Origin of the sequence: Brevundimonas faecalis, assembly GCF_040549405.1 — a bacterium.
Lineage (GTDB): Bacteria > Pseudomonadota > Alphaproteobacteria > Caulobacterales > Caulobacteraceae > Brevundimonas > Brevundimonas faecalis.
The window spans coordinates 827,014-851,372 of the sequence record NZ_JBEPTF010000001.1; the positions used below are offsets into that span (position 1 = coordinate 827,014).

At 69.0% G+C, this 24,359-nt stretch carries 22 protein-coding genes and 1 tRNA gene; 10 read left to right on the forward strand and 13 right to left on the reverse strand.

Annotation, left to right across the window (positions count from 1 at the left end):
* Window positions 1-55: 55 nt before the first annotated feature.
* The 5 genes from fba to ABIE19_RS04000 form a co-directional block, all read right to left on the reverse strand.
* Entirely contained in the window at window positions 56-1,120 is a 1,065-nt protein-coding gene (gene fba / locus ABIE19_RS03980; RefSeq protein WP_354087831.1) for a class II fructose-bisphosphate aldolase, read from the reverse strand.
* 254 nt (window positions 1,121-1,374) lie between these two features.
* Window positions 1,375-1,659 carry a CtrA inhibitor SciP gene (gene sciP, locus ABIE19_RS03985; protein WP_354087832.1) on the reverse strand — a complete coding sequence of 95 codons (285 nt, stop codon included), beginning with the start codon at window positions 1,657-1,659 and terminating at the stop codon, window positions 1,375-1,377.
* A gap of 186 nt (window positions 1,660-1,845) precedes the next feature.
* Complete coding sequence (gene flgE, locus ABIE19_RS03990) at window positions 1,846-3,279, reverse strand: flagellar hook protein FlgE (RefSeq protein WP_354087833.1); 1,434 nt, start codon at window positions 3,277-3,279, stop codon at window positions 1,846-1,848.
* Window positions 3,280-3,300: 21 nt separating this feature from the next.
* The gene (locus ABIE19_RS03995) at window positions 3,301-4,038 is read right to left on the reverse strand and encodes a flagellar hook assembly protein FlgD (protein ID WP_354087834.1); all 738 of its coding nucleotides are present in this window, start codon (window positions 4,036-4,038) and stop codon (window positions 3,301-3,303) included.
* A gap of 2 nt (window positions 4,039-4,040) precedes the next feature.
* The gene (locus tag ABIE19_RS04000; protein ID WP_354087835.1) at window positions 4,041-5,717 is read right to left on the reverse strand and encodes a flagellar hook-length control protein FliK; all 1,677 of its coding nucleotides are present in this window, start codon (window positions 5,715-5,717) and stop codon (window positions 4,041-4,043) included.
* A gap of 394 nt (window positions 5,718-6,111) precedes the next feature.
* Here ABIE19_RS04000 and flgK point away from each other — a divergent pair, with 394 nt between their 5' ends.
* The 6 genes from flgK (at window position 6,112) to ABIE19_RS04030 (ending at window position 12,878) form a co-directional block, all read left to right on the forward strand.
* Window positions 6,112-8,226, forward strand: a complete 2,115-nt coding sequence (gene flgK / locus ABIE19_RS04005; RefSeq protein ID WP_354087836.1) for a flagellar hook-associated protein FlgK — start codon at window positions 6,112-6,114, stop codon at window positions 8,224-8,226.
* Window positions 8,223-9,164, forward strand: coding sequence for a flagellin (locus ABIE19_RS04010; protein WP_354087837.1), 942 nt, complete (start codon window positions 8,223-8,225; stop codon window positions 9,162-9,164). Before flgK ends, ABIE19_RS04010 begins: the two co-directional genes overlap by 4 nt.
* Window positions 9,165-9,385: 221 nt before the next feature.
* Window positions 9,386-10,507, forward strand: coding sequence for an ABC transporter permease (locus ABIE19_RS04015; protein WP_354088580.1), 1,122 nt, complete (start codon window positions 9,386-9,388; stop codon window positions 10,505-10,507).
* Window positions 10,504-11,307 (forward strand): ABC transporter ATP-binding protein, encoded by an 804-nt coding sequence (locus ABIE19_RS04020; protein ID WP_354087838.1) that lies wholly within the window; start codon window positions 10,504-10,506, stop codon window positions 11,305-11,307. Before ABIE19_RS04015 ends, ABIE19_RS04020 begins: the two co-directional genes overlap by 4 nt.
* 15 nt (window positions 11,308-11,322) lie before the next feature.
* On the forward strand, window positions 11,323-12,261 hold the full coding sequence (locus ABIE19_RS04025; protein WP_354087839.1) for an MlaD family protein: 939 nt from the start codon (window positions 11,323-11,325) through the stop codon (window positions 12,259-12,261).
* Window positions 12,258-12,878, forward strand: coding sequence for an ABC-type transport auxiliary lipoprotein family protein (locus ABIE19_RS04030; protein ID WP_354087840.1), 621 nt, complete (start codon window positions 12,258-12,260; stop codon window positions 12,876-12,878). Before ABIE19_RS04025 ends, ABIE19_RS04030 begins: the two co-directional genes overlap by 4 nt.
* Before the next feature lie 78 nt (window positions 12,879-12,956).
* On the opposite strand, the gene ABIE19_RS04035 is transcribed toward ABIE19_RS04030, so the two are convergent.
* Together ABIE19_RS04035 and ABIE19_RS04040 are read right to left on the reverse strand one after the other, a co-directional pair.
* Window positions 12,957-13,607 (reverse strand): 3-oxoacid CoA-transferase subunit B, encoded by a 651-nt coding sequence (locus tag ABIE19_RS04035; protein ID WP_354087841.1) that lies wholly within the window; start codon window positions 13,605-13,607, stop codon window positions 12,957-12,959.
* A gap of 3 nt (window positions 13,608-13,610) precedes the next feature.
* Window positions 13,611-14,312: a CoA transferase subunit A gene (locus ABIE19_RS04040; RefSeq protein ID WP_354087842.1), complete on the reverse strand. Its 702-nt coding sequence runs from the start codon at window positions 14,310-14,312 to the stop codon at window positions 13,611-13,613.
* Window positions 14,313-14,494: 182 nt separating this feature from the next.
* Here ABIE19_RS04040 and ABIE19_RS04045 point away from each other — a divergent pair, with 182 nt between their 5' ends.
* Window positions 14,495-16,975, forward strand: a complete 2,481-nt coding sequence (locus ABIE19_RS04045; RefSeq protein WP_354087843.1) for a S9 family peptidase — start codon at window positions 14,495-14,497, stop codon at window positions 16,973-16,975.
* A 154-nt stretch (window positions 16,976-17,129) separates the two neighbouring features.
* Here the strand turns inward: ABIE19_RS04045 and ABIE19_RS04050 are convergent, their stop codons facing one another.
* The 4 genes from ABIE19_RS04050 to ABIE19_RS04065 are packed head-to-tail and all read right to left on the reverse strand — an operon-like array spanning window position 17,130 to window position 20,179.
* Complete coding sequence (locus ABIE19_RS04050; protein WP_354087844.1) at window positions 17,130-17,960, reverse strand: HpcH/HpaI aldolase/citrate lyase family protein; 831 nt, start codon at window positions 17,958-17,960, stop codon at window positions 17,130-17,132.
* A gap of 51 nt (window positions 17,961-18,011) precedes the next feature.
* On the reverse strand, window positions 18,012-18,908 hold the full coding sequence (locus ABIE19_RS04055) for an ROK family protein (RefSeq protein WP_354088581.1): 897 nt from the start codon (window positions 18,906-18,908) through the stop codon (window positions 18,012-18,014).
* Window positions 18,905-19,399: a GAF domain-containing protein gene (locus ABIE19_RS04060; RefSeq protein WP_354087845.1), complete on the reverse strand. Its 495-nt coding sequence runs from the start codon at window positions 19,397-19,399 to the stop codon at window positions 18,905-18,907. The genes ABIE19_RS04055 and ABIE19_RS04060 overlap by 4 nt, the downstream gene beginning before the upstream one ends.
* Window positions 19,400-19,417: 18 nt before the next feature.
* Window positions 19,418-20,179: a hypothetical protein gene (locus ABIE19_RS04065; protein WP_354087846.1), complete on the reverse strand. Its 762-nt coding sequence runs from the start codon at window positions 20,177-20,179 to the stop codon at window positions 19,418-19,420.
* A 185-nt stretch (window positions 20,180-20,364) separates the two neighbouring features.
* Here ABIE19_RS04065 and ABIE19_RS04070 point away from each other — a divergent pair, with 185 nt between their 5' ends.
* A complete protein-coding gene (locus ABIE19_RS04070; RefSeq protein WP_354087847.1) occupies window positions 20,365-20,544 on the forward strand; it encodes a hypothetical protein in 180 nt (59 codons plus the stop codon).
* A 213-nt stretch (window positions 20,545-20,757) separates the two neighbouring features.
* On the opposite strand, the gene ABIE19_RS04075 is transcribed toward ABIE19_RS04070, so the two are convergent.
* Both ABIE19_RS04075 and ABIE19_RS04080 read right to left on the reverse strand, forming a co-directional pair.
* Entirely contained in the window at window positions 20,758-21,141 is a 384-nt protein-coding gene (locus ABIE19_RS04075) for an immunity protein Imm33 domain-containing protein (RefSeq protein ID WP_354087848.1), read from the reverse strand.
* A gap of 153 nt (window positions 21,142-21,294) precedes the next feature.
* Window positions 21,295-21,370: transfer RNA gene (locus ABIE19_RS04080), tRNA-Ile, on the reverse strand.
* Window positions 21,371-21,556: 186 nt separating this feature from the next.
* On the opposite strand from ABIE19_RS04080, the gene ABIE19_RS04085 reads away from it, so the two are divergent.
* A complete protein-coding gene (locus ABIE19_RS04085) occupies window positions 21,557-22,303 on the forward strand; it encodes an SIMPL domain-containing protein (protein WP_354087849.1) in 747 nt (248 codons plus the stop codon).
* 162 nt (window positions 22,304-22,465) lie between these two features.
* Window positions 22,466-24,250: a signal peptide peptidase SppA gene (sppA, locus tag ABIE19_RS04090; RefSeq protein ID WP_354087850.1), complete on the forward strand. Its 1,785-nt coding sequence runs from the start codon at window positions 22,466-22,468 to the stop codon at window positions 24,248-24,250.
* Window positions 24,251-24,359: the final 109 nt, after the last annotated feature.

Below are 24,359 nucleotides of genomic sequence, written 5' to 3' on the forward strand. Positions count from 1 at the left end.
CCACCACGCTTCGCGCGGTCCCCCTCCCCGCGAGCGGGGAGGAGAGCATGGACGATCAGCCGATCCGCGGGGTCAGTTCGCCGGAGGCGTAGCGCTTGGCCATCTGGGCGGTGGACAGGGGCTTGATCTTCGAGGCCTGGCCTTCGCAGCCGAACTGCTGGTAGCGCTCGACGCAGAGCTTGCGCATGGCTTCCTTGGCGGGCTTCAGGTAGGCGCGCGGGTCGAACTCGCCCGGCTTCTCGGCCAGGACCTTGCGGATGGCGCCGGTCATGGCCATGCGGTTGTCGGTGTCGATGTTGATCTTGCGCACGCCGTGCTTGATGCCGCGCTGGATCTCCTCGACCGGGACGCCCCAGGTCTGGGGCATCTGGCCGCCGTAGGCGTTGATGATGTCCTGCAGGTCCTGCGGCACCGAGGAGGAACCGTGCATCACCAGGTGGGTGTTGGGCAGGCGCTTGTGGATTTCCTCGATCACGTTCATGGCCAGGACCTCGCCGTCCGGCTGACGCGTGAACTTGTAGGCGCCGTGGCTGGTGCCCATGGCGATGGCCAGGGCGTCGACCTGGGTGGCCTTGACGAAGTCCACGGCCTGGTCCGGGTCGGTCAGCAGGGCCGAGTGGTCCAGCTTGCCCTCGAAGCCGTGGCCGTCCTCGGCCTCGCCCATGCCGGTTTCCAGCGAACCCAGAACGCCCAGTTCGCCCTCGACCGAGACGCCGCAGGAGTGGGCCATCTCGGTGACGCGACGGGTCACGTCGACGTTGTATTCGTAGGAGGCGGGGGTCTTGGCGTCTTCTTCCAGCGAGCCGTCCATCATCACCGAGGTGAAGCCGTACTGGATGGCAGTGGCGCAGGTGGCCGGGCCGTTGCCGTGGTCCTGGTGCATGCAGACCGGGATGTGGGGGTAGATCTCGACCAGGGCGTCGATCAGGCGGGCCAGGACGATGTCGTTGGCGTAGCTGCGGGCGCCGCGCGAGGCCTGGATGATGACGGGGGCGTTGACGGAGTCGGCGGCCTCCATGATGGCCAGGCCCTGCTCCATGTTGTTGATGTTGTAGGCCGGAAGGCCGTAGTCGTGCTCCGCCGCGTGGTCGAGCAGCTGTCGCAGCGTGATGCGCGCCATGTAGTAGTCTCCTGAGCCGATTTATATTTTGCGGCAGGCTTTAGCCCGAAGGGCCGGGGAAGTCACGCCGGGTTACAAGACCAATTCGGCGTTCGTTCGCGATGGGCCGCGATTGTCGTCGAACGTCGAGTCGCCCCCTCCACCGCTTCGCGGTCCCCCTCCCCGCAGGCGGGGAGGAAAAAGATGCTGCGGAGCGATAGAAACGAGAAAGGCCGCCCGGAGGCGGCCTTTCGTGTCTTGTCGAGGCGCGAGGGTCAGTCGCGGTAGCTCTGGATGCGCGTGGTGCGCAGTCCCTGCATGCCCCATTTGTCGATCGCCTGTTGCCAGGCGATGAATTCCTCGGCCGTCAGACGATATTTCGTCAGGGCGTCTTCCAGGCTGATCAGCCCGCCGCGAACGGCGGCGACCACCTCGGCCTTGCGTCGGATGACCCAGCGGTTCGTGTCCGCCGGCGGGAGGTCCCGCAGGGTCAGGGGCGTGCCCGTCGGACCGACCACATATTGTTCGCCTCTACTATTCAGGCGTCGCTCTTGCAGCATGGGCTTAAGCCTCTTTCACCACCACCATCGACGCGCAGGCTAGACCCTCGGCTTCTAAGGTCAGTTTAAGCGTCGTGGTGAAGGAATGGCTAAGACGCGCCCCCCGCGTCCGGCGCGTCGAGGGCGCCGGATACGAAGGATTCATCGACCCTAACGGAAGCTTACTCATCGAACCCCGTCAGGCCGTCAGCGCTTGATGTTGATCAGTTCCGCCAGCATTTCGTCGGCGGTGGTGATGATCTTCGACGAGGCGGAGTAGGCGCGCTGGGTGGTGATCAGGCCGGTGAACTCGGTCGAGAGGTCGACCGTGGAGGCCTCCAGCTGCTTGGCGCCCAGAAGGCCGGCGCCGCCCGTGCCCGGGGCCTTCAGGTTGAAGGTGCCGGAGTCCTGGCTGACGCGGTAGGCGTTGCCCGAGACCTCGACCAGGCTGTCGGTGCTGGGGAAGGTGGCCAGGGCGACCTGGGCGATACGGCGCATCACGCCGTTGTCGAAGATGGCGGTGACGAAGCCGTTGTCGTCGATCTCGACCTCGGTCAGGTTCCCGAAGGCGGTGCCGTTCGTATAGGTGGCCTGGACGACGGAGGTGCTGTCGTACTGGGTCAGGCCGCCCGCCGAGGCGTTGAGGTCGAAGTTGATGGTCTGGGCGGCGATGCCCAGGCCGGCGGCCCAGGCGCCGTTGGCGCCGGGAACGGCGCCGTCGGACGAGCCGAGCGACAGGACGGCCTTGGTCGGGTCGTCGAACAGGCCGGTGCCGGCGGCCCAGCCCTGCATCTTGGCCACGTCGAGGCGGCCGTCCTGGGTGAAGGCGACGCGGCCGGACTTCAGCAGGCCGTTGGCGTTGGTCACCGTGCCGGCGGGGGCGTGGATCTCCGCATACCATTCATTGGCGACGTTGCTCTTCAGGAAGGAGACCGTCAGGTTGCGCTGGCCGCCCTTGGAGTCCGAGACCGGGATGGTGATCTCGAAGTCCGGCTTCACGCCCGTGGCCGCATTGTTCGAGTTCATGGCCATGGAGTTGGTGGCCGCGTTGTAGGGCGTGACGCCGGTCGGCGGGGGGACCTGGGCCGCCTCGTTGATCGCCTGGCTGGACTTGAGGTTGGCGTTCAGGCTGACGCGGGTGGTCGGTTCGGCGGCGCCGCCGACCGAGCCGACGTTGATGGTGCGCAGGCGGCTCATGTCCGAGGGGTCGCTGTTGACCACGCCGTCGGCGTCCACCGGCCAGCCCTGGAGGTAGAGGCCCGAGGTGTTCTTGAGATAGCCCAGGTCGTCGATCTTGAAGGCGCCGGCGCGGGTGAAGAGGCGGGCGTCCGACAGGGTCAGGTTTTCCGACTTCTCGGTCACGACGAAGAAGCCCTGGCCGGCGATGGCCAGGTCGGTGCCCGAGGTGGTGCGCTGAAGCTGACCGGCCTGGCTGATGAAGTGGCGGGCCGAGGCCTGGACCCCGCCGGCCGAATAGCCGACGCCGTGGGTCTGGGCGTTGACGACGGTGGCGAACTCGGTCGACGCGCGCTTGTAGCCGACGGTGTTCACGTTGGCGATGTTCTGCGAGATCGTCGAAAGGGCCGCGGCGTTCGCGGCCAGGCCGGACACGCCGGCGAGCATGGCGCCGTTGATGCTCATGTCAGGTGCTCCTTGCGAAAGTTAGTTGAAGAGGTTGGGGATGGAGGAGAAGGCGGACGCGGCGGCGTCTTCCTCATCCTTTTTGGCGGGGGGAGAGGCCTTGGCCTCTTCCAGGGCGATCAGGCTGCTGACCGGCATGATGGACTTGCCGATGGTGACGAAGGCGGCGCCGTCGTACATCTCGACGCCGGAGACGCGGCCGCGGATGACGACCTGGCTGCCGACGTCCTTGCCGGCGCCGTCCTTGGCGATGACCTTCATGGTGTAGACGCCGCCGTCGTCGACCTGACCGCCGCCGGTGGTCTTTCCGTCCCACTTGAAGTCGTGCAGGCCGTTGGTCTTGGCCGGGGCGTCGCCGCTCCAGACCACCTTGCCCTTGGCGTCCAGGACCTGGATCGTCGCCGTGGCCGCGTTTCCGGCCAGTTCGTAGCTCCAGTTGGCCTCGCCGTCCTCGAAGCGGGTGGTCGACCAGACGGCCGTGGCCTCCTTGCCGATGTACTGGGCGGCGCCGTTCAGGCCCTGGCCTTCCTGGGCCTTGAGCAGGCTGTTCAGCAGGGTGTTGGTCAGGAGCTGCTGCTCGACCCCGGCCATCTGGGTCAGCTGGGCGGTGAATTCGTTGGAATCGACCGGGGACAGGGGGTCCTGGTTCTTCAACTGGGCGGTCAACAGCGACAGGAAGGTCTCGAAGTTCGAGGCCATCATGGTCGAGCCGGTGTTGATCTTCCCGGCGGCTGAGTTGGAGGAGACGGCGTCAACCATCGTCAGACCTTCAGATCGACGCGGTCAGGCGTCAGGGAAAGGGTGGTCCAGGCACCCGAAGCGGGGGCGGCCAGGTCGGCCTCTGCGGCCAGGCGGGCGGCGCCGGCGAAGGCGCGGCGGTCGGGTGCGCGGTCAAAGCCCTGGCCGCCGCCGAAGCCGGAGGAGGCGTCGCGTTCGGCGAACTGCAGGGAATCCTGGCTGAGCTCAAAGCCCGCGTCCTGAAGCTGACGACGCAGGTCGTCGGCGCGGCTGCGCAGCTCGGCCGAGGCGGCGGCGCTGTCGGCGGCCAGGACGGCGGTCAGGCGGCCGTCGGCCTCGATCTTCATCGAGACGTCGACGCGGCCCAGGTCGTCGGGCGTCAGGGCCATGTCGAAGCGGGTCGAGCGGCCGTCCAGCTTGCGGATGATCTGGGCGGCGATCTGGGCCGTGGTCTCGACCGTGGCGCGCGACAGCATGGAGGCGGCCCCGTGGCGCTCAGGCGCGGCGGCGGTCGAACCGGCGTTGGCGGCGTCGCCCGAAGCGGCCGGAGACAGGTCGGCGGGCGGCGGGGCGTCGTCCTCGACGGCGGCGGTCTGGAGCGGGGTCGGCTGGGCCGAGGCCTGTTCGGCCGGGCGCGGCGCCGGGGCGGCGCCGGCGCCCTCGACGCGGGCCTGGCCGTCGGACAGCAGGGCGCCGGTCGCGGTTTCGGCGTTGGAGAGGCGGTCGGGGTCGACGCGGTTCTCGCCGCCGCGCAGACGCGACGGAGCCGGCGCGGGGACGGGCGCCTGGGCGGAGGCCTGGGCGGCGGATTGGGCCTGCGCGGGGCGGGCCTCGGCCGTGGACTGAGCCTCGGCCGGGGCCTGTCCGACCAGGGCGGGCTCGGCGTCCTCGGCGGCCGTGTCCGCGACCTGGGGCAGGATCGGGGCCTGGAGAGAGGATTTGAAGACGGAGGCCGAGGGGGGCGCCGCCATGCGGGCGAGGGCGGCGACCAAGGCGGCGTCATCGACCTGGGGCCGGGCGGTTTGCGCCTGAGCGGTCGGAGATTGCGCGGACTGGGCCTGAGCCTGGGTCTGGGTCTGGGTCTGGGCCTGGGTTTGGGCGGACGGCTCGGCGGCAGGCGCGTTTGGGGCGGCCTCTGCAGAAACGACGGGTGCGACGGCGGACGGTTGGGTCTGAGCCTGAGCCGAAGACAGGGTTTGAGTCTGAGCCTGAGCCTGGCCTGGGGTCTGTGCAGGGGCGGAAGACTGGGGCGAGGGCGCGTCCTGGCCTTCGGCCGGAGCCGCGTCGGCGGAGGCGTCCTGGGCGGCGAGATGTTGAGCGGCGGCAGGCGCGATCTGGGCGCCGGGCCGGCCGTCGGCCTGACCGTCGGACGAGGCCGTCGTGACCGGCGGCTGGACGGGCGCGGGGACGGGAAGGGGGGCGGCCTGGGCCGCGGCGAGGGCGGCGACGTCGGCCGGGACGGTCGTAGCCTCGTCCTTTTCAGCCGGGGCCACAGGCGCGGCGAGGCCGAAAGGGAGGATGGAGGCAGTCTGGGGCGCCGTGACTTCGGCCGCTTGAGACGGAGCGGGGGCGGGGGCGACCTGGGCCAGCAGGTCCGCGAACAGACCGGCCCCGGCGTCGCCTTGAACGGCGGACGCGTCGACGGCGGCCGTCGCGGGGACGGTCGGCGTCAGGACGGACAGGATGTTCAAGGCGGACATCGGGCGCAGGGCGGCTTTCGAAGGATACGGCGGCGCCTGCTGCGCCCAAGGTGTTCGATCAGGCCGTCGCAAGCGGCGGGCCAGTTTGTTACGTTTCTTCAGCATGTTGAAAACAAAGAGATTTGTTCCGAATTTCGGCCGGGTTCGGGCGAATTCGGCCGGGCGCTTCTTGCCGCGCCGTTACGCTTTTTGCCGGGTGGGAAACGACAGGCGCCGGGGTCCGTCCAGGCCTGGCCCGCGACTTGCGAGTCTGGAGGCGAACGCACAGAGGCTGAAAGTCGATGTCTTATAAATTCAGCGGGTTAGCCAGAAGGCTGGGCCGTACGGCCGGGCAAGAATTGCGCGCAGGGCAGCATGTCTTGCCGGGCGCCGTCACGTGGAAAGGTCGCGTCTGATGTCGCTCAGCTCGGTCATGAACAACGCCGTCTCGGGCATGAATACGGCCCAGACGCAGCTGCGGGTCGTTTCGGACAACGTCTCCAACGTCAACACGCCCGGCTATATCCGCAAGATCGCCGACCAGCAGGCCTATACCAACCAGGGCATAGGCGCGGGCGTGGAGGTGGCGCGCATCCGCCTGGCCACCGACCGCTTCCTGCAGGCCGCAGGCATGAGCGCGGGCGCCGAGGCAGGACGGCAGACCGTGCGCTATGAGCTGTTCGACCGCATCCAGTCCCTGTTCGGCGATCCGGGCGCGGACAGCGGCTTCTTCTCGCAGATCGACAACCTGTTCGCGGCCTTCGCGGCCTCGGCCGAGAACGCGACCTCGGGGCCGGCGCGGCAGGACGCCATCTACAAGACCCAGGCCCTGTTCGACGAATCCGCCCGCATCGCCAAGCAGATCCAGGGCGTGCGCGCCGACGCCGACGGCCGGGTGCAGAGCGCGGTCGAGCGGGCCAACGCCCTGCTGGAGCAGATCGAGAAGCTGAACACGGAGATCGCCAAGGCCACGGTGATCGACGGCGACGCGACGGGCGCAGAGAACGCCCAGGCCAACCTGATTTCGGAACTGTCCGAGCTGATGGACGTGCGGGTGGCCCCGCGCTCGGTCGGCGGGGTCGAGATCCGCACCGGCGCCGGAATACTGCTGGCCGGGCAGGGCGCGGCGAAGCTGGAATATACGCGGGCGGGCGCCGTCACGTCCGAGACGAGCTTCGGCGACATCGTGGTGGTCGAGCCCAGCGGCCAGAAGAAGATCCTGTCGGAAAGCCTGACCTCGGGTGAGATCAAGGGTCTGCTGGAACTGCGGGACGTCGAGGCGCCGGCGACGGCGGAGCGGCTGGGCGAACTGATGGCCAAGCTGGCCGACGAGCTGAACCGCGCGCACAACGCCTCGGCCTCCGTCCCGGCGCCGATGGTGCTGACGGGCCGCAACACGGGCCAGTCGCTGGACACGGCCCTGGCGGGCTTCACCGGCAAGACGACCATCGCCATCGTCAATGCGCAGGGCGTGGTGCAGAGCCGGGCGGAGATCGACTTCTCCGGCGGGGCGATCACCGTCAACGGCGTGGCGACGACGCCCGCCGCCTTCCTGACGACGCTGAACGGCCAACTGGGCGGCGCCACGGCCAGCTTCAACAACGGCGTGCTGAGCATCGACGCGGGCGCGCCGAACGGGGTGGCGATCGCCGAGGACCCCACGACCCCCAGCAACAAGGCGGGACGGGGCTTCTCGCACTATTTCGGTCTAAACGACCTGATCGCGACGGACCGGCCGTCGAACTACGACACCGGACTGACGCCCGCGTCGCAGCACGGCTTCACGCCGGGCGAGACCCTGACCTTCCGCTTCTCGGACCCGGCGTCGGGGACGAAGATCCGCGACGTGGTCTTCACCGTGCCGCCGGGCGGGGACATGGCCTCGCTGATCACCGCCCTGAACGATCCGGCGACGGGGATCGGGCGGCAGGGCAGCTTCGCCCTGAGCGCGACGGGCGAAATGGTCTTCACCGGCCGGGGCAATCCGGCGCCGAGCCTGTCGGTGGCCGAGGACCGCACGACCCAGGTTCCCTCGGGCGTTTCGATGAGCGAGCTGTTCGGCCTGGGCGGGGTTCGCGCCTCGCGCGCCGACGGCTTCACCATCCGGAGCGACATCGCCAAGGACCCGTCCAAGCTGGCCCTGGCGCAGTTGAACCTGACCGCCCCGGCGGGAACGCCGGCCCTGGGCAAGAACGACGGACGCGGCGCGCGCCTGCTGGCCGACGCCGGCCAGGCGGCCACGCGCTTCGCGGCGGCGGGCGGCGCGGCGGGCGGGTCCATGTCCATCTCCCGCTACGCCTCGGAACTGTCGGGCGACATCGGCGGCAAGGCGACCATCGCCAAGAACCGGGCGACCAGCGCCGAGGCCCTCTATACCGAGGCGACCAAGCGCCGGAGCTCGGCCGAGGGCGTCAACATGGAAGAGGAACTGGTGCTGATGACCACCTATCAGCAAGCCTTTAACGCCTCGGCGCGCCTTATCCAGGCGGCGACGGAAATGTACGACACGCTGATCGGGATGGTGAGATGACCCGCGTTTCGACCTATGGAAACTATCAGTCGGCCCTGTTGCAGCTCATGGCGGCGCAGTCGCGCGGCGAAGAGGCGCAGAACAAGGTCAACACCAAGAAGAACGCCACCGACCTGGTCGGATTCGGCCGGACCTCGGAGACGGTCAGCGCGCTGAAGTCCAGCCAGACGCGGATCCAGGCCTTCATCGACACCTCCAAGACGGTGGCCGACCGGCTGGAGACCCAGGACCTGGCGCTGGGGCGGGTCGGCGACGCCGCCACGGCCGCGCGCAAGGCCATCGCCGAGGCGATCGCCGCCGGCCGCAGCGAAGGGCTGATGTCCAGCATGGAAGCCCTGTTCCAGCAGGCGCAGGAAGGGCTGAACACCCGGCACCAGGGCAAGTACCTGTTCTCGGGCGGGACGACCGAGCAGGCGTCCGTGGTCCTGCCGACCACGCCCGTGGGGGCCAGCAGCCTGGAGAGGCTGGCGACCCTGCCGGCGGCGGGCGACGCCTTCCGCAACGATCCGCTGAAGCAGACGTCCTGGATGGACGAGACGGTGACGATGGAGACCGGCTTCCTGGCCGACGAGGTGGGGGAGGAGCTGTTCGGCATCTTCCGCGACCTGCAGATCTTCCATCAGACCACGCCGCTGAACGGAAACCTGAATCAGGCGCAGATCAACTTCCTGACGACCCAGATGACCCGCTTCGAGACGGCGGCCAAGGGAGTGGTCGAGGTCCAGGCGATCAACGGCGCCAAGCAGGCGCGGGTGGACGCCCTGATCGAGACGCAGGAGGCGCGGAAGATTTCGGTCGACACCATCCTGTCGGGCAAGACGGACGCCAACATGGCCCAGGCCGTGACCGAGCTGGAGATGGCCCAGATCGCCATCCAGGCCTCGGCCCAGGTGATCAGCCAGCTGCGCCAGGTCTCCCTGCTCGACTATCTGCGCTGAGGCGCGGCGAACCTTCCTGACTGAACGAAAGCGGCGGCGCGGCGTTTTCAAGCGGCGCCGTGAACAGGGAGGGCGTGGGTGAACCGTATCGAGTCCGCAGCAGCGACAGAATGTCATCCGTCGTTGACAGTCGCCGGAAAGCAGAGCTTTAAGCGCGTTCGATCGGCGTCGCCGGCCTGCGGGCGTAGGCGGACGCCATGGCCTGTGTCAGTGTCGGAACGATGAATCGGGCGGCGGAATATCAGATCGATCAGGCGGACGACGGCGCGGCGCGGCTGAGGCTGACCGGCGACTGGTCGACGACCTCGGTCGGGCGCCAGGGCGAGCGGCTGAAGGCCGAGCTGGCCGAGCGGCCGGTGACGACGCTGGACCTGGACGACCTGGGCCGGTTCGACACGGCGGGCGCCCTGGCCGTGGCCCAGGCCATGTCCTCGCCCATTCCCGACGCCGCCTGGCGCGCGCGGCCGGAAGCCGGACGCCTGTACCGCATGGTGGCCAAGCTGGACTGCATGACGGCCGATCCGCCGTCGCGGTCGGCGGCCATGACGCGCGGCTTCGCCAAGGTCGGGCGCGGGGTCTACGACTTCGCCGCCGAGGCCATGCTGTCCCTGGCCTTCCTGGGACGGCTGATGGCGGCGGTGGTGACGGCGCTGAAGCACCCGGGCCGCCTGCGCTGGGCCGCCTGGTTCAGCCAGGCCGAGCGCACGGGCCTGGACGCCATTCCCATCGTGGTGGTGACCAACTTCTTCATCGGCGCCGTGGTGGCCTTCATCGGCGTGGACCTGCTGACCCAGTTCGGGGCCGGGGTCTTTTCCGTGCAACTGATCGGCGTGGCCGTCTTCCGCGAGTTCGCGGTGGTGATCACGGCGGTCCTGCTGGCGGGCCGTTCGGCCTCCTCCTTCGCGGCCGAGATCGGCTCCATGCGGATGACGCAGGAGGTGGACGCCATGCAGGTGATGGGCGTCGACCCCTTCCAGGCCCTGGTGATCCCGCGTCTGGCGGCCCTGCTGATCATGCTGCCGCTGCTGACCTTCCTGGCCATGCTGGGCGGTCTGATGGGCGGGATGCTGGTGTCGTGGAGCCAGTTGAACCTGGGCCCGGCCTTCTTCCTGCAACGGCTGCTGGAAGACGGCTACATGCACAAGCACATGATGGTCGGCCTGGTGAAGGCGCCGGTCTTCGCCGTGGTCGTGGCCGCCATCGGCTGCCGCCAGGGCATGTCCGTGGCCGGGGACGTCGAGAGCCTGGGCCGTCGGGTGACGGCGGCGGTGGTGCAGGCCATCTTCGCCATCATCCTGCTGGACGCCGTCTTCGCCCTCATCTTCATCGAGCTGAAAATATGACGGCGGACGCGAAGATCGAAACCGGCGCGGCCGCGGAGACGCCCCTGATCCAGGTGCGCGGCCTGCTCAGCCAGTTCGGGGACCGGGTGATTCACCAGGACTTGAACCTGGACGTGAAGCGCGGCGAGGTGTTGGGCGTGGTCGGCGGGTCCGGCACGGGCAAGACGGTGCTGCTGAACTCCATCATCGGCCTGAAGGAGCCGGAGGGCGGAGAGGTCCGCCTGTTCGGCCAGGACCGCGCGACCATGACCGAGGCCGAGACGGCGGCGGTCGAGCGCCGCACCGGGGTCCTGTTCCAGCAGGGGGCGCTGTTCTCGGCCCTGACGGTGCTGGACAACGTCGCCTCGCCCCTGGTCGAGCATACGCGCCTGCCGCGATCGACCATTCGCGAACTGGCCGAGATGAAGGTGGCCATGGTCGGGTTGAAGCCCGAGGCCCTGTATCTGAAGCCCGCCGAACTGTCGGGCGGAATGAAGAAGCGGGTCGGCCTGGCCCGCGCCCTGGCCCTGGATCCGGAACTGGTCTTCCTGGACGAGCCGACGGCGGGGCTGGACCCCATAGGGGCGGCGGCCTTCGACGAGCTGATCCGGCAGTTGTCGGACGACCTGGGCCTGACGGTCTTCATGATCACCCACGACTTGGACAGCCTGTACGCCATCTGCGACGAGGTGGCGGTGCTGGCGGACAAGCATGTGGTGGCCAAGGCCCCGGTGGCGGAGCTGGAACGCTCCGACCATCCGTGGATCAAGGAATACTTCCTGGGGCCGCGCGGACGCGCCGCCCACAAGAGCGCGGCCTGAGGAGGGCGCGAGACGATGGAAAGAGACGCACACTACGCCGCCGTCGGCATCGCCACAGTCGCCCTGATGGTGGCGCTGGCGGTGTTCGCCATCTGGCTGGCTCGGCTGCAGTTCAACAAGGACTTCGACGTCTACGACATCGTCTTCTACGGGCCGGTGCGCGGCCTGTCGGAGGGCGGCGAGGTCCACTTCAACGGCATCCGGGTGGGCGAGGTGACGGACCTGAACCTGGACCCGAAGAAGGGCGACCAGGTCATCGCCCGCGTTCGCCTGAACGGCACGACGCCGGTGCGCACGACCTCGCGCGCCCAGTTGGAGCCGCAGGGCATCACCGGCCTGAACTACATCCAGATCACGGCGGGCGATCCGGCCAGCCCCATGCTGAAGGCGCAGTATCCGGACAATGTCGTGCCGGTGATCCAGAGCCAGCCCAGCCCCATCGCCGAGCTGCTGAGCGGATCGGGCACGGTCCTGGCCCAGACGGTGGACGCGCTGAACCGCATCAACCGGGTCATGTCGGACGACAACATCCGCAGCTTCTCGTCCAGCGTGAAGAGCGTGGAGGCCCTGACCGCCGAGCTGGAGGCCCGCAAGGGCATGTTCCAGCAGCTTGAGGAAACCATCGCCAAGGCCAACGCCGCCGTCGGCGAATATCAGGCCCTGGGCGCCAGCGCGCGCCAGATGGTCGACACCGACGGCAGGCAGGCCATCGCCAACATCAACAAGGCGACGCAGGAGGCCCAGGCGGCCATCGCCTCCATCAACCGTTCGGCCAGCGGGCTGGAAGGGCCGTTGGGCGATTTCGGGACCCAGACGGTGCCGCAGCTGAACGACACCATCCGCCAGCTGGACCAGGCGACGCGCTCGCTGCAATCCCTGATCGACAATGTGCGTGACAGTCCCCGCGACTTCATCAGCAAGGCCCCGTCCAAGGAAATCGAGGTGCAGCCATGATCCGTAACAGCCTGCTGATCGCGGCCGCCTCCGTCGCGGTTTCGGGGTGCGCCCTGCTGTCGTCGCCGGATCCGGTGCAGCTCTATCGTTTCGGCGGGGCGTCGGCCTTCGCGGGGACGGGAGCGACCTCGGCCTGTCCCGACGTCCAGGTCTCCCTGCGCCGGGTGGACTTTCCCGAAGCCGCGCGGGGGGACCGCATCCTGGCCGTGACGGGCGCCGAGGCCGCCTACATCAAGGGCGCGCGCTGGGTGTCGCCGGCCGAGACCCTGTTCGAGGAAACCCTGCGCAACGCCTTCCTGGACGGCGCGGCCTGCACGGTCCTGAGCGGCGGTCCGCTGACGCGCGACGGCCTGCTGCTGAGCGTGGAGGTGCGGCGGTTCGAGGCGGCCTACGCCGCGCCGGGCGCCGTTCCTGACGCGAACATCGATGTGCTGCTGCGCCTGGTTCGTCCCGGCGACCGCTCCATCGTCGCCGAGGACCGCATCTCGGTCAGCGAGAACGCGGGCCAGAACCGCCAGTCGGCCATCGTCGCCGCCTTCGACCGCGCCGCCGCCGAGGCCAGCCGCCAGATCGTCGTCTGGACGGACCAGCAGGCCAGCCAGGCGACGCCGCGCTGATCTCTACATGAAGCCGAATAAAAACCCCGGCGGCCTCGCGGTCGCCGGGGTTTTCGCTTTTCAGGCCGAAAGGGCGGTTCAGGCCAGGCCGGCCGCCGTGGTGTAGGTCGCCTCGGTCTTGGCCGCGACCTCGTCCAGGGTCACGCCCTCGGCCAGTTCGATCAGCTCCAGGCCCGAACCGTCCGGCTTGACGTCGAAGGTCGCCAGGTCGGTGATGATGCGGCTGACCACGCCCGTGCCCGTCAGCGGCAGACTGCAAGCCTTCAGGACCTTGGACTGGCCGTGCTTGTTGGCGTGCTCCATGACCACGACCACGCGCTTGACGCCCGCGACCAGGTCCATGGCGCCGCCCATGCCCTTCACCAGCTTGCCGGGGATCATCCAGTTGGCGATGTCGCCGTTCTGGGCCACTTCCATGGCGCCCAGGATCGACAGGTTGATGTGGCCGCCGCGGATCATGGCGAAGCTGTCGGCCGAGGAGAAATAGCTGCTCTCGGGGATTTCGGTGATCGTCTGCTTGCCGGCGTTGATCAGGTCGGGGTCTTCCTCGCCCTCATAGGGGAAGGGGCCCATGCCCAGCATGCCGTTCTCCGACTGCAGGGTCACGACCATGCCCTCGGGGATGTAGTTGGCCACCAGGGTCGGGATGCCGATGCCCAGGTTCACGTAGAAGCCGTCCTGCAGCTCCTTGGCGGCGCGCTCGGCCAGTTGTTCGCGAGTACGAGCCATGGATCAGGCCTCCTTCTGGCGGACGGTGCGCTGTTCGATGCGCTTTTCGGAGACGGTCTGGATCAGGCGGTCGACGTAGACGCCCGGCGTGTGGATGTGATCGGGGTCGATCGAGCCGACGGGGACGATCTCCTCGACCTCGACGACCGTGACCTTGCCGGCCGTGGCCATCATCGGGTTGAAGTTGCGGGCCGTCTTGCGGAAGACGAGGTTGCCGCGTTCGTCGGCCTTCCAGGCCTTGATGATGGACAGGTCGGCGATCAGGCCGGTCTCCATCACGTATTTGCGGCCGTCGAAGTCGCGGACTTCCTTGCCTTCGGCGACCAGGGTGCCGACGCCGGTGGCGGTGAAGAAGGCGGGGATGCCCGCGCCGCCTGCGCGGATGCGCTCGGCCAGGGTGCCCTGGGGGTTGAATTCCAGCTGCAGTTCGCCGGCCAGGTACTGACGCTCGAACTCCTTGTTCTCGCCGACGTAGGACGAGATCATCTTGGCGATCTGGCGCGTCTCCAGCAACTGGCCCAGGCCGAAGCCGTCCACGCCCGCGTTGTTGGAGATGACGGTCAGACCCTTCACGCCCGTGTCGCGCAGACCGGCGATCAGGTTTTCGGGAATGCCGCACAGGCCGAAGCCGCCGGACATGACGGTCATGCCGTCGAAGGTCAGGCCCTCCAGCGCGGACTTCACGTCAGCGTAGATCTTTCCCATCGGTCTCCCTTTTTTCATCGTGTGATGAATATTGTGGTTCTTTTCGTCCATAAGACGGGACGCGAGGAGGGGCAAGCGCCGATCGCAGGCGCCGACGACAAGCCAGGCGGTTGACCCCCATGCATGAAATCCTTCAAACCCGGAACCGTCGCGCCGCAAGCGAAGTTTTCGGGAAGGGTTTCATGCACCGCCTCATTCTGCGATCCGCCGTATCCGCCCTGGTCCTGATGACCGCCGCGCCTGTCTTGGCCCAGGTTTCGGCCCAGACTCAGGCAAGCGCTCAGGCAAGCGCGCCGCCGGTCTATCAGCAGCCGCCGCAGCCGATCGCGCAGATCCTGGATTCGAAGCCCAATCCCTCGGCGAGCCTCAGCCCCGACCGGCGCACCGTCCTGTTGCAGGAGCGGACCAACCTGCCGAGCATCGCCGAACTGTCGGAGCCCATGCTGCGGCTGGCCGGCTATCGCATCAATCCCCAGAACAACGGTCCGGCCAACAGCCGCGTCTCCTGGCTGACGGGTCTCAGTTTCCAGGGCGTGGACGGGGGCGCGGCGCGTCCCGTGACCGGCCTGCCCGCCGGCGCGCGCCTGACCGGCGTCAGTTGGGCGCCGACCGGCAAGGCCGTGGCCTTCCTGCTGAACACGCCGACGGGGCTGGAGCTGTGGACCGCCGACGTGGCCGCGGCCCAGGCGCGCCGCCTGACGGGACCGACCGTCAACGCCGCCGCCGGCTCGGGCTACAGCTGGTTGCCGGACGGATCGGGCCTGCTGGTCCAGGCCGTGCCGGCCGGGCGTCGCGCGGCGCCGGACGTGACGCGTCCGCCCTCGGGCCCGACCGTGGCCGAGACGGGCGGCCGCGCCGCGCCGGTGCGGACCTATCAGGACCTGCTGACCAATGCGGGCGACGAGGCCCTGTTCGACCACTACTTCACCAGCCAGCTGACGGTCGTTCCGCTGAACGGACGGGCGCGGACGGTGGGGCAGCCGGGCGTGATCCTGGGCGCCTCCGTCTCTCCGGACGGGCGCTTCATCCTGCAGACCCGGGCCAAGAAGCCCTATTCCTACGTCGTGCCCGCCGGCCTGTTCCCGGCCGAGGTGATCGTCGTCGACATGAACGGGCGCGAGGCGCACCGCGTGGCCGACCTGCCGCTGCGGGACAATGTGCCGACGCCGTTCGACGCCGTGGCGCCGGGGCCGCGCTCGGCCCAGTGGCGGGCCGACGCCGACGCGACCCTGGTCTGGGTCGAGGCCCAGGACGGCGGCGATCCGCGCAACGCCGCCGAGGTGCGCGACCGGGTCTTCATGCTCCCGGCGCCCTTCAACGACCGTCCGCGCGTTCTGCTCGACCTGAAGGAACGCTATGAGGGCGTGAACTGGGGCCGCGCCGACACGGCCATCGTCAACAGCAGCTGGTTCAACACCCGGCACGAGACCCGCACCCTGGTCGATCCGTCGAACCCCGGCGCCGGGCGCGTCCTGGTCGATCGCAACTATCAGGACCGCTACAACGACCCCGGCTCGGTCGTGGTCGAGCCGAATGCGCGCGGCCGCTCGGTGATCCGCTTCAACGCCGACGGGACCAAGGTCTTCGTCGAGGGCGACGGGGCGACGCGCGAGGGGGAATATCCCTTCCTCGACCTGCTGGACCTGAAGACCGGAGAGTCGCAGCGCGTCTGGCGTTCGGCCCAGGGCGAGTATGAGACCGTGGTCGGCATGCTGGACGAGTCGGGCCGCAAGCTGATCACCTATCGGGAAAGCCGGACCGATCCGGCCAACCTGCGGGTGCGCGACCTGGACGCCCAGGGGGACGCCCAGGTGACGGCCCTGACCCGCTTCCCCGATCCGGCGCCGCAGCTGGCCGGGGTCAGCCGCCAGTTGATCACCTACAAGCGCGACGACGGGGTGGAACTGTCGGGGACCCTGTATCTGCCCGCCGGCTACGACAAGGATCGGGACGGACCCCTGCCGCTGCTGATGTGGGCCTATCCGGCGGAGTTCACCGACGCCTCGGTCGCGGGCCAGGTGGTGGATACGGAGAACCGCTTCGTGCGGCCGTCGGGATCGAGCCACCTGTTCCTGCTGACCCAGGGCTATGCGATCCTGGACAACCCGACCATGCCGATCATCGGCCGCGACGGGGCCGAGCCGAACGACACCTATATCGAGCAGCTGTCGGCCAGCGCCAAGGCGGCGGTGGATGCGGTCGTGGCCCTGGGCGTCGCCGACCGCGACCGGATCGCCGTGGGCGGCCATTCCTACGGCGCCTTCATGACGGCCAACCTGCTGGCCCACACCGACCTGTTCAAGACGGGCATCGCACGGTCTGGCGCCTATAACCGCACCCTGACGCCGTTCGGCTTCCAGGCCGAGCAGCGGACCTATTGGGAGGCGACCGACACCTATAACGAGATGTCGCCCTTCACCTTCGCCAACAAGGTCAACGAGCCCATCCTGCTGATCCATGGCGGAGCGGACGACAACTCCGGCACCTTCCCGGTCCAGTCCGAGCGCTTTTATGCGGCGCTGAAGGGCAATGGGGCGACGGCGCGCTATGTGGTCCTGCCGCTGGAGGCCCACGGCTATCGCGCGCGGGAATCGGTCGGTCACGCCCTGTATGAGATGACCGCCTGGCTGGATCGCTGGATGAAGCCGGCCAAGGCTCAGTAAGGCGGGTCCTACCTTGCGTCTCCTCCCCCGTTCACGGGGGAGGGGGACCATGCGCAGCATGGTGGAGGGGGCGAGGGTCGGGCTGTGGGTTCAAGCCCGGAATCCGTCCGAACGCCCCAACACTCCGAAAACCTCTTCTCTTGCTCTGTCCGGCTCAGAGGCCCGCCAGCAGGGCCTCGGCCTGGGCCAGGTGCAGGCGTTCCGCCATCTCGCCCTCGATGCGGATGACGCCCTGGCCCTGGGCTTCCGGCGCGGCGAAGGCGGCCACGACCTTGCGCGCCCAATCGATCTCCTGCTCCGAAGGGCCGAAGGCGGCGTTGGCGGCCTCGATCTGCGACGGGTGGATCAGGCTCTTGCCGTCGAAGCCGTAGAGGCGGCCCTGGGCGCATTCGGCCGCGAAGCCCGCCCCGTCCTTGATCCGGTTGAAGACGCCGTCCACGGCGACCAGGTCGTTGGCGCGGGCATGGGCGACCACGGCGGCCAGCCAGGGTTTCAGCGGCTCCCGATCCGGCGAGGGGCCGGTCCTCAGGTCCTTGGCCAGGTCGTTGACGCCCAGCATCAGCCCGCCCAGGGCGCCGCCCGCGCCGGCGATCGCGGCGAGATCGACCAGGGCTCGGGGCGTCTCGATCATGGCCCAGAGTTCGACGCCGGGCGCCATGGCCTGCGACAGGGCCTGGACGGCGGCGGCGTTGTCCACCTTGGGCGCGACGATCAGGGCGACCGGGGCGTCGCGCAGGGCCGCCAGGTCGTCCGCCCCCCAGGGCGTGTCCAGGCCGTTGATCCGCACGCCCAGGCGAGGGCCGAAACCGCCCGCCCGCACCGCCGCCACGGCGGCCTGTCGCGCCTCAACCTTCATTTCCGGAGCGACGGCGTCCTCCAGATCCAGGACGGCCAGATCGCAGGGCAGGGCGCGCGCCTTCTCGACCGCGCGGGCGTTGGAGGCGGGCAGGTAGAGGACGCTGCGGACGCGGGCGGAAGAGGTCATGGGCGGTCCCGGTGGTTTTCGCGCGGGACCATATAGGCCGCCGCACGCCGATCAATCGTTCCAGAGACGGGCCGCGCCGCGCACGCCGGAGGAATCCCCCCATCGGGCCGGGACGATCCGCCCTTCCCAGACATCCGAGAAGACATGGCGGCGCACGACGTCCGGCAGGCGGTCGTAGAGTTCGCCCACGTTCGACATGCCGCCGCCCAGGACGAAGACGTCCGGGTCCAGCAGGTTGACGATCATGGCCAGGCCGCGGCCCAGGCGGTCGACGTAGCGGTCCAGGGCCTGGACGGCGCCTGCGTCGCCGTCGCGCGCGGCTTCGATCACGGCCTGGGACTTCCAGGCGCGGCCCGTCGTCGCCTGGTGGTCGCGCTGGAAGCCGCTGCCGGACACCCAGGTTTCGAGGCATCCCCTCTGGCCGCACCAGCAGGCGGGGCCGGGCGCCTCGTCGGCCGCGGGCCAGGGCAGGGAGATGTGGCCGACCTCGCCCGCCACGCCGTGGGCGCCCTGGATCAGCCGGCCGTCGATGATCAGCCCGCCGCCGCAGCCCGTGCCCAGGATGACCCCGAACACTCGCGCCGCGCCGGCGGCCGCTCCGTCCAGGGCCTCCGACAGGGCCAGACAGTCGGCGTCGTTGGCCAGGCGCACCGGACGGCCCAGGGCCGTCTCCAGGTCCCGGGCGAAGGGGCGGCCGTTCAGGTAGACGGAGTTGGCGTTGCGGATCAGGCCGGTGCGGGGCGAGGGCGATCCGGGAATGGCTGCCCCGACCGAGCGGGCCGGACCTGCCTCCGCCTCGACCCGCTGCACCAGGGCCGCGACCAGGGCCAGGGCGCCGTCATAGGTTCCGGGATTGGGTTCGCGGATACGGGCGGCGAAGGCGCCTGTATCGTCCAGGGCGGCCGCCTCGATCTTGGTCCCGCCGAAGTCGACGCCGATCCGCATCAGGCGGCGAAGGCCCGCGCCATCAGACGCTCCAGAGCCTCCTGGTCCACAGCGTCGAAGGCGGCCTTTTCCGTCGCGTCCACGTCCAGGACGGCGATCAGGGCGCCGGATGCGTCCAGCACCGGCACGACGATCTCGCTGGCCGAGCGGCTGTCGCAGGCGATGTGGCCGGGGAAGGCGTGCACGTCCTCGACCACCTGGGTCGTCCGCGTCTTCGCCGCCGCGCCGCAGACGCCGCGCCCGAACGGGATGCGCAGGCAGCCCAGGGTTCCCTGATAGGGGCCGACCACCAGTTCCTCGGGCTTGGCCGCGTCCACGACGTAGAAGCCGGTCCAGAAGAAGACGGGGAAGGCGTCGGCCAGCATCGAGGCGACGGTGGCCATGCGCGCCGTCAGGTTCGGCTCTCCGTCCAGCACGGCCAGGATCTCGGCCTCGACCTCGGCGTAGCGTTCGGCCTTGTCGGCGGGGCGGTCGTCACGGGCGACGTAGGACATGAAGGCGTCTCGAGAAACTTAAGGGACCGTATAGGCGCTGCAGTCGGGCAGGGGCGCGTCGGGAACATAGGCCTTCGTCGCCGGATCGAAAACGAAGACGCGGCGGATGGTGCACGCCTCGTCCACGACCTTGACCAGGTCCTTGGGCTTCAGCGGCGGCTTGGCCAGGGAGTCCTCGTTGCGCGACACGGGGCCGGGGAAGCTGGTGGCGGTGGTGGAATAGATCAGGGTGGGCGGAAAGGCGTCGCCCTCCGCCTGCAACGCGCCGGTGAAGTCGTATTCGTCGTGGCAGGCGCCGGCGCGTTGCGCCGTGTCCTCCTCGCCGAAACAGGCGCGGATCGTCAGGGAGCCGCCGACCGGCACGGTCAGCACGTCCTGAGGCGTCTCGCTGGGCGCGAACCGCACCAGGGTCCGGTAGGTCGACATGCCGCCGCCGCCCGAATACATGGCCGTCAGGTCCATGTCGGCGCCGACGAGGATCGCCTCTTCCCCTTCCTTGCGCAGAACGCCGCTCAGCTTCCAGTAGCTTTCCGTGGGACCCTCGATGGGGTGGGAGGCGACGGGTTCGCGGCCGTCCGGCGGGCCGTCGTAGAGACGCAGGACCCGATGTTCCCGGGTCTCGTCCGTGTCGATCACGGCGCACCAGCGACGGTCGGCGGTGCAGGCGGGCGCCTTGGCGTCGGCTTCCTCTCCGGCGAGGGGCTGCAGCGGCTCCAGCGGCGACGGGCCGGGCGCCTGGACGAGGGCGGTCAGGGCGGCGCTGAGCAGGAAGGCGATCATGCGGCGTCTTTCGGCGTGGACGAGAGGGAACAGCTATCCCACGAACCGTCGGGCTTTCAAACGGCGCCCCTTCAAACGGCGTCTGGGCCGTCGCTCCGAGAATCAGGAACAAAAAGAGAACAATTCACTTGAGCCGCGAACGGTCGTCGCGTTAGCTTCGGCGGGTGCTGTTCGAGGAGGCGAGGATGAAGCGGACGACCCAGGCGGACGAGAATTTCGCGCGACAACTGGCGTGGCTGGATCGTGAACTGGCCCTGAGGGTGGAGGAGGCGAGGGCGGGCGAACCCGGCAACCGCGCCCTGGCCGTGGGCCTGCTGATCGGCCTGGTCGCGGGCATGACGCGCGGCGGATCGACGGCTTCGTGAGCGCGCCCCTTCGGACGCCGCCGGACCTGGCGCGGCTGCTGGACGACCTGGACTGGTCCCGATGCTCGGGCCGGGAATTGCACCGGCTGGCCGAGTGCGCCGCGCAGGCGCGGAGGGGGGAAAGACGTGTCGGAAGCGAGGAGCGAGGTCTTCAACCGCGTATCCGCCTGACCGAGCCCAGCGGATGATTCCGATGGACGCCGGTTGCGCGGTCTATGGGATTTCGACCGTCACCTCCTTCTTCGTGCCGGTCTTGTAGAAGCGGACGCCGTCGCTTCCCTTCTCCAGATAGACGTCCGTGCCCACGGGCATGTCGTACAGCAGCAGAACCGCGGGCTCGATGTTCGCCATGGTGTTGAAGTCCAGGACGAGGTTGTTGGCGGCGACGTTGATGTAGGTCTCGCTGTCGTCCCTGCCGATGAAGCGCCAGCCATTGTCCTCGGGCGCCACGGACTTCACGCGGAAGCACCATTTGACGGGCGTCCTGCCCTCGAAGACGCTCCTCGTGCAGATGCAGCCTCCGGCGTTCTCGATGAACATGGCGGGGTTCCGCAGGCGTTTTCTGATCCTGAGAGCGTTCAGATAGCTTCGGATCATCGGTCGGCTCCCGCGCGATCTGATGCGGGCGTTCCGCCACGCCAGGTAGGAAGCCATCTAACGCAGGGCGGAGCGCGGGCTGTCAAATCCGGATGGAAAAAGGCCCGAACGGCCGTTCGGGGCGTCTGCAATTCCGATACGGAAGTCTTGGGGTGGTAGGCCCGGAGGGACTCGAACCCCCAACCAGACCGTTATGAGCGGTCGGCTCTAACCATTGAGCTACAGGCCCCCGAAGCAGGGAGACTGTGCCTAGCAGGGGTTGAGGCCGCTGCAAAGGCGCCGTGAAGCTGTCGCGCTTTTCATGCAGATGAATGGAACCTGCATGGGCGTCTTCCGCGTTCGTTCAGGATTGAACGGCCAAGTTGGCCGCCAGTCGGACGAGGACGTCCGGCCCTGGTTCTTGACGGAGATCATGATGACCCGCACCGCTCGCGCCCTGATGTTGGGCACGGCCCTGATGACCCTGGCGGCCCCGGCCGTCGCCTTCGCGCAATCCGCTTCCCCGATGCAGGTCCACGCCATGGCTCAACAACCCGCCCTCAACCTGTCCGCCTATGGCGAGGTCAAGGTCGCGCCGGACCAGGCGACGATCAACTTCGGCGTCGTGACCGAGGCGGCTACCGCTCAGGAGGCCATGGCCCAGAACGCCCAGCAGATGACCCGCGTCGTCGCCGCCCTGCGCCGCGCCGGGGTCGCCGAGCGCGACATCCAGACCTCGGGCCTGAACCTGTCGGCCCAGTACGACTATCAACAGAACGAGCCGCCCAAGCTGCGCGGCTATCAGGTCCAGAACCGCGTCACGGTGATCATCAACGACCTGACCAAGGTCGGCTCGACCGCCGACGCCGTGGTGACGGCCGGCGTCAACCAGATCGACGGCATCAGCTTCGGCCTGAAGGACGCCAAGGCGGCCGAGGACCAGGCGCGCCAACTGGCCGTGCGCGCCCTGCAGGACAAGGCGCGGCTCTACGCCCAGGCTCTGGGCGTGCAACTGGGCGGCGTCCGCTCCCTGACCGAGGGCGGCGGCTTCATGCCTGAACCGCCGCGTCCGATGCCGATGTACGCCCGCGCCATGGACGCCTCGGGCGCCGCGACCCCGGTGTCGGCGGGCGAGCTGACGGTGCGCATCGACATCAGCGGCGTCTACGACATCGGTCGCTGATCGCGCTCCTTGTTGCAAGAACGGGAGGGGCTCGCCGGCGACGGCGGGCCCTTTTCGCATCGCGGCCGCATTCATTGCTTCGGCTTCATTTGACGGGGCCGCGCCGCGCCCTATGCTCGCGGCTAAGCCGCGCTTGGCCCTGATCCGGACGTCCGCCTTTTCATGAAGCAATTCTTCCTCACCATGCTCGGCGTCTTCGCCGGGCTCGTGGCCTTCTTCATCATCCTGCCGGTGGCGGCGCTTCTGTTCTTCGCGGCGGCGGCCGGGGCGTCCAAGCCGACCACCCCCGCCCATACGGTGCTTGAACTGGACCTGCGCGAGGGTCTGACCGACCAGGCGCCGACCAATCCCTTCGCGGCCTTCGGCGGGTCCGGCCTGTCCGTGGTGGGGGTGGTCGACACCCTGGCCCAGGCGGAGAAGGATTCGAACGTCAAGGTCCTGCTGATCCGGGCGCCCGAGGGCGGGATGAACCCGGCGGCCGCCGACGAGCTGCGCCAGGCGATCGCCCGCTTCCGCGCTTCGGGCAAGACGGTCATCGCCCACAGCCAGGGCTTCATGCCGGTGGGGGCGGTGGTCTCCAGCTATATGGTGGCGGCCGGCGCCGACCAACTGTGGATGCAGAACACGGCCAGCTTCCAGGCCACGGGCCTGTCGACCGACAGCGTCTTCCTGGGCCGCGCCTTCCAGAAGTACGGGGTGAAGCCCGAGTTCGAGCAGCGCTACGAGTACAAGAACGCCGTCAACGAATACACCCAGAGCGACTTCACCCCCGCCCACCGTGAGGCGATGACGGCGTGGATGACCTCCATCTACGACAGCGCCCTGGCCCAGATCGCGCGCGACCGGAAGACGACGCCCGAGGCGCTGAAGGCGGTGATCGAGGCCGGTCCCTATTCGGCGGATCAGGCCCTGTCGCTGAAGCTGGTCGACAAGATCGGCCAGGTCGAGGAGGCCGAGAAGGCCGCCAAGGACAAGGCCGGCAAGGACGCCAAGATCGTCTCCTTCGGCGACTACGCCGCCCTGCAGGGCGCGCGGACGGGCTCGGGCAAGTCGGCCATCGCCATCGTTGGCGGGGAGGGGGCCATCATGACCGGACGCGGCGGGGTCTCGCCCTTCGGATCCGGCTCGGACATCCGTTCGGACGACACGGCCAAGGCCATCTATCAAGCGATCGAGGACAAGGACGTGAAGGCCATCGTCTTCCGCGTCTCCTCGCCCGGCGGCTCGCCCGAGGCATCGGAGCAGATCCTGGCGGCGGTGCGCGCGGCCAAGGCGGCGGGCAAGCCGGTGGTGGTCTCCATGGGCGCCTATGCGGCCTCCGGCGGCTACTGGATCAGTTCCGAGGCGAACTGGATCGTGGCCCAGCCGACGACCCTGACCGGCTCCATCGGCGTCTTCGGCGGCAAGTTCGTGCTGGCGGACGCCCTGGGACGCTTCGGCGTGGACATGCGCGGCCTGTCGGTCGGCGGCGATTATTCGGACGTCTTCTCGCCATCGCACGGCTTCGACCAGGGGCAGCGCGCCGCCTTCGCCGCCTCCATGGACCGGACCTACGAGGAGTTCGTGGCCCGCGTCTCCACCGGACGCAAGCTGCCGGTCGAGCGGGTGCGCGAGATCGCCAAGGGGCGCGTCTGGACCGGCGCCCAGGCCAAGGGCCTGGGCCTGGTCGACGAACTGGGCGGCCTGACCGAGGCCGTGGCCAAGGCCCGCAAGCTGGCGAACATCCCCAGCAGCGAGTCGGTGCGGTTCAAGCGCTATCCGACGCCGCAGTCGCCGTGGGAGGCCCTGGCGACCGCCTTCGGCGCCTCGGGCGAGGCGGCCCAGGTCCTGGTCAAGGTCGGCCGCGTCATGGGCGATCCGGCGGCCGAAGCCATGCTGCAGCAGGTCCAGACCGAGCGTCTGCGCAGCCGCGGAGCGGTGGTCATGGCGGACCAGCCCGGCCTCTGAACCGTGTTCCTGACTGACGCGTGATGTCGCAGTCCATTGACCGTTCATGTCGATGGACCGACATTGCGGTTCAGGCGTTCCTTCGCCGGAGCGCTGTGAAAGGCAAGCA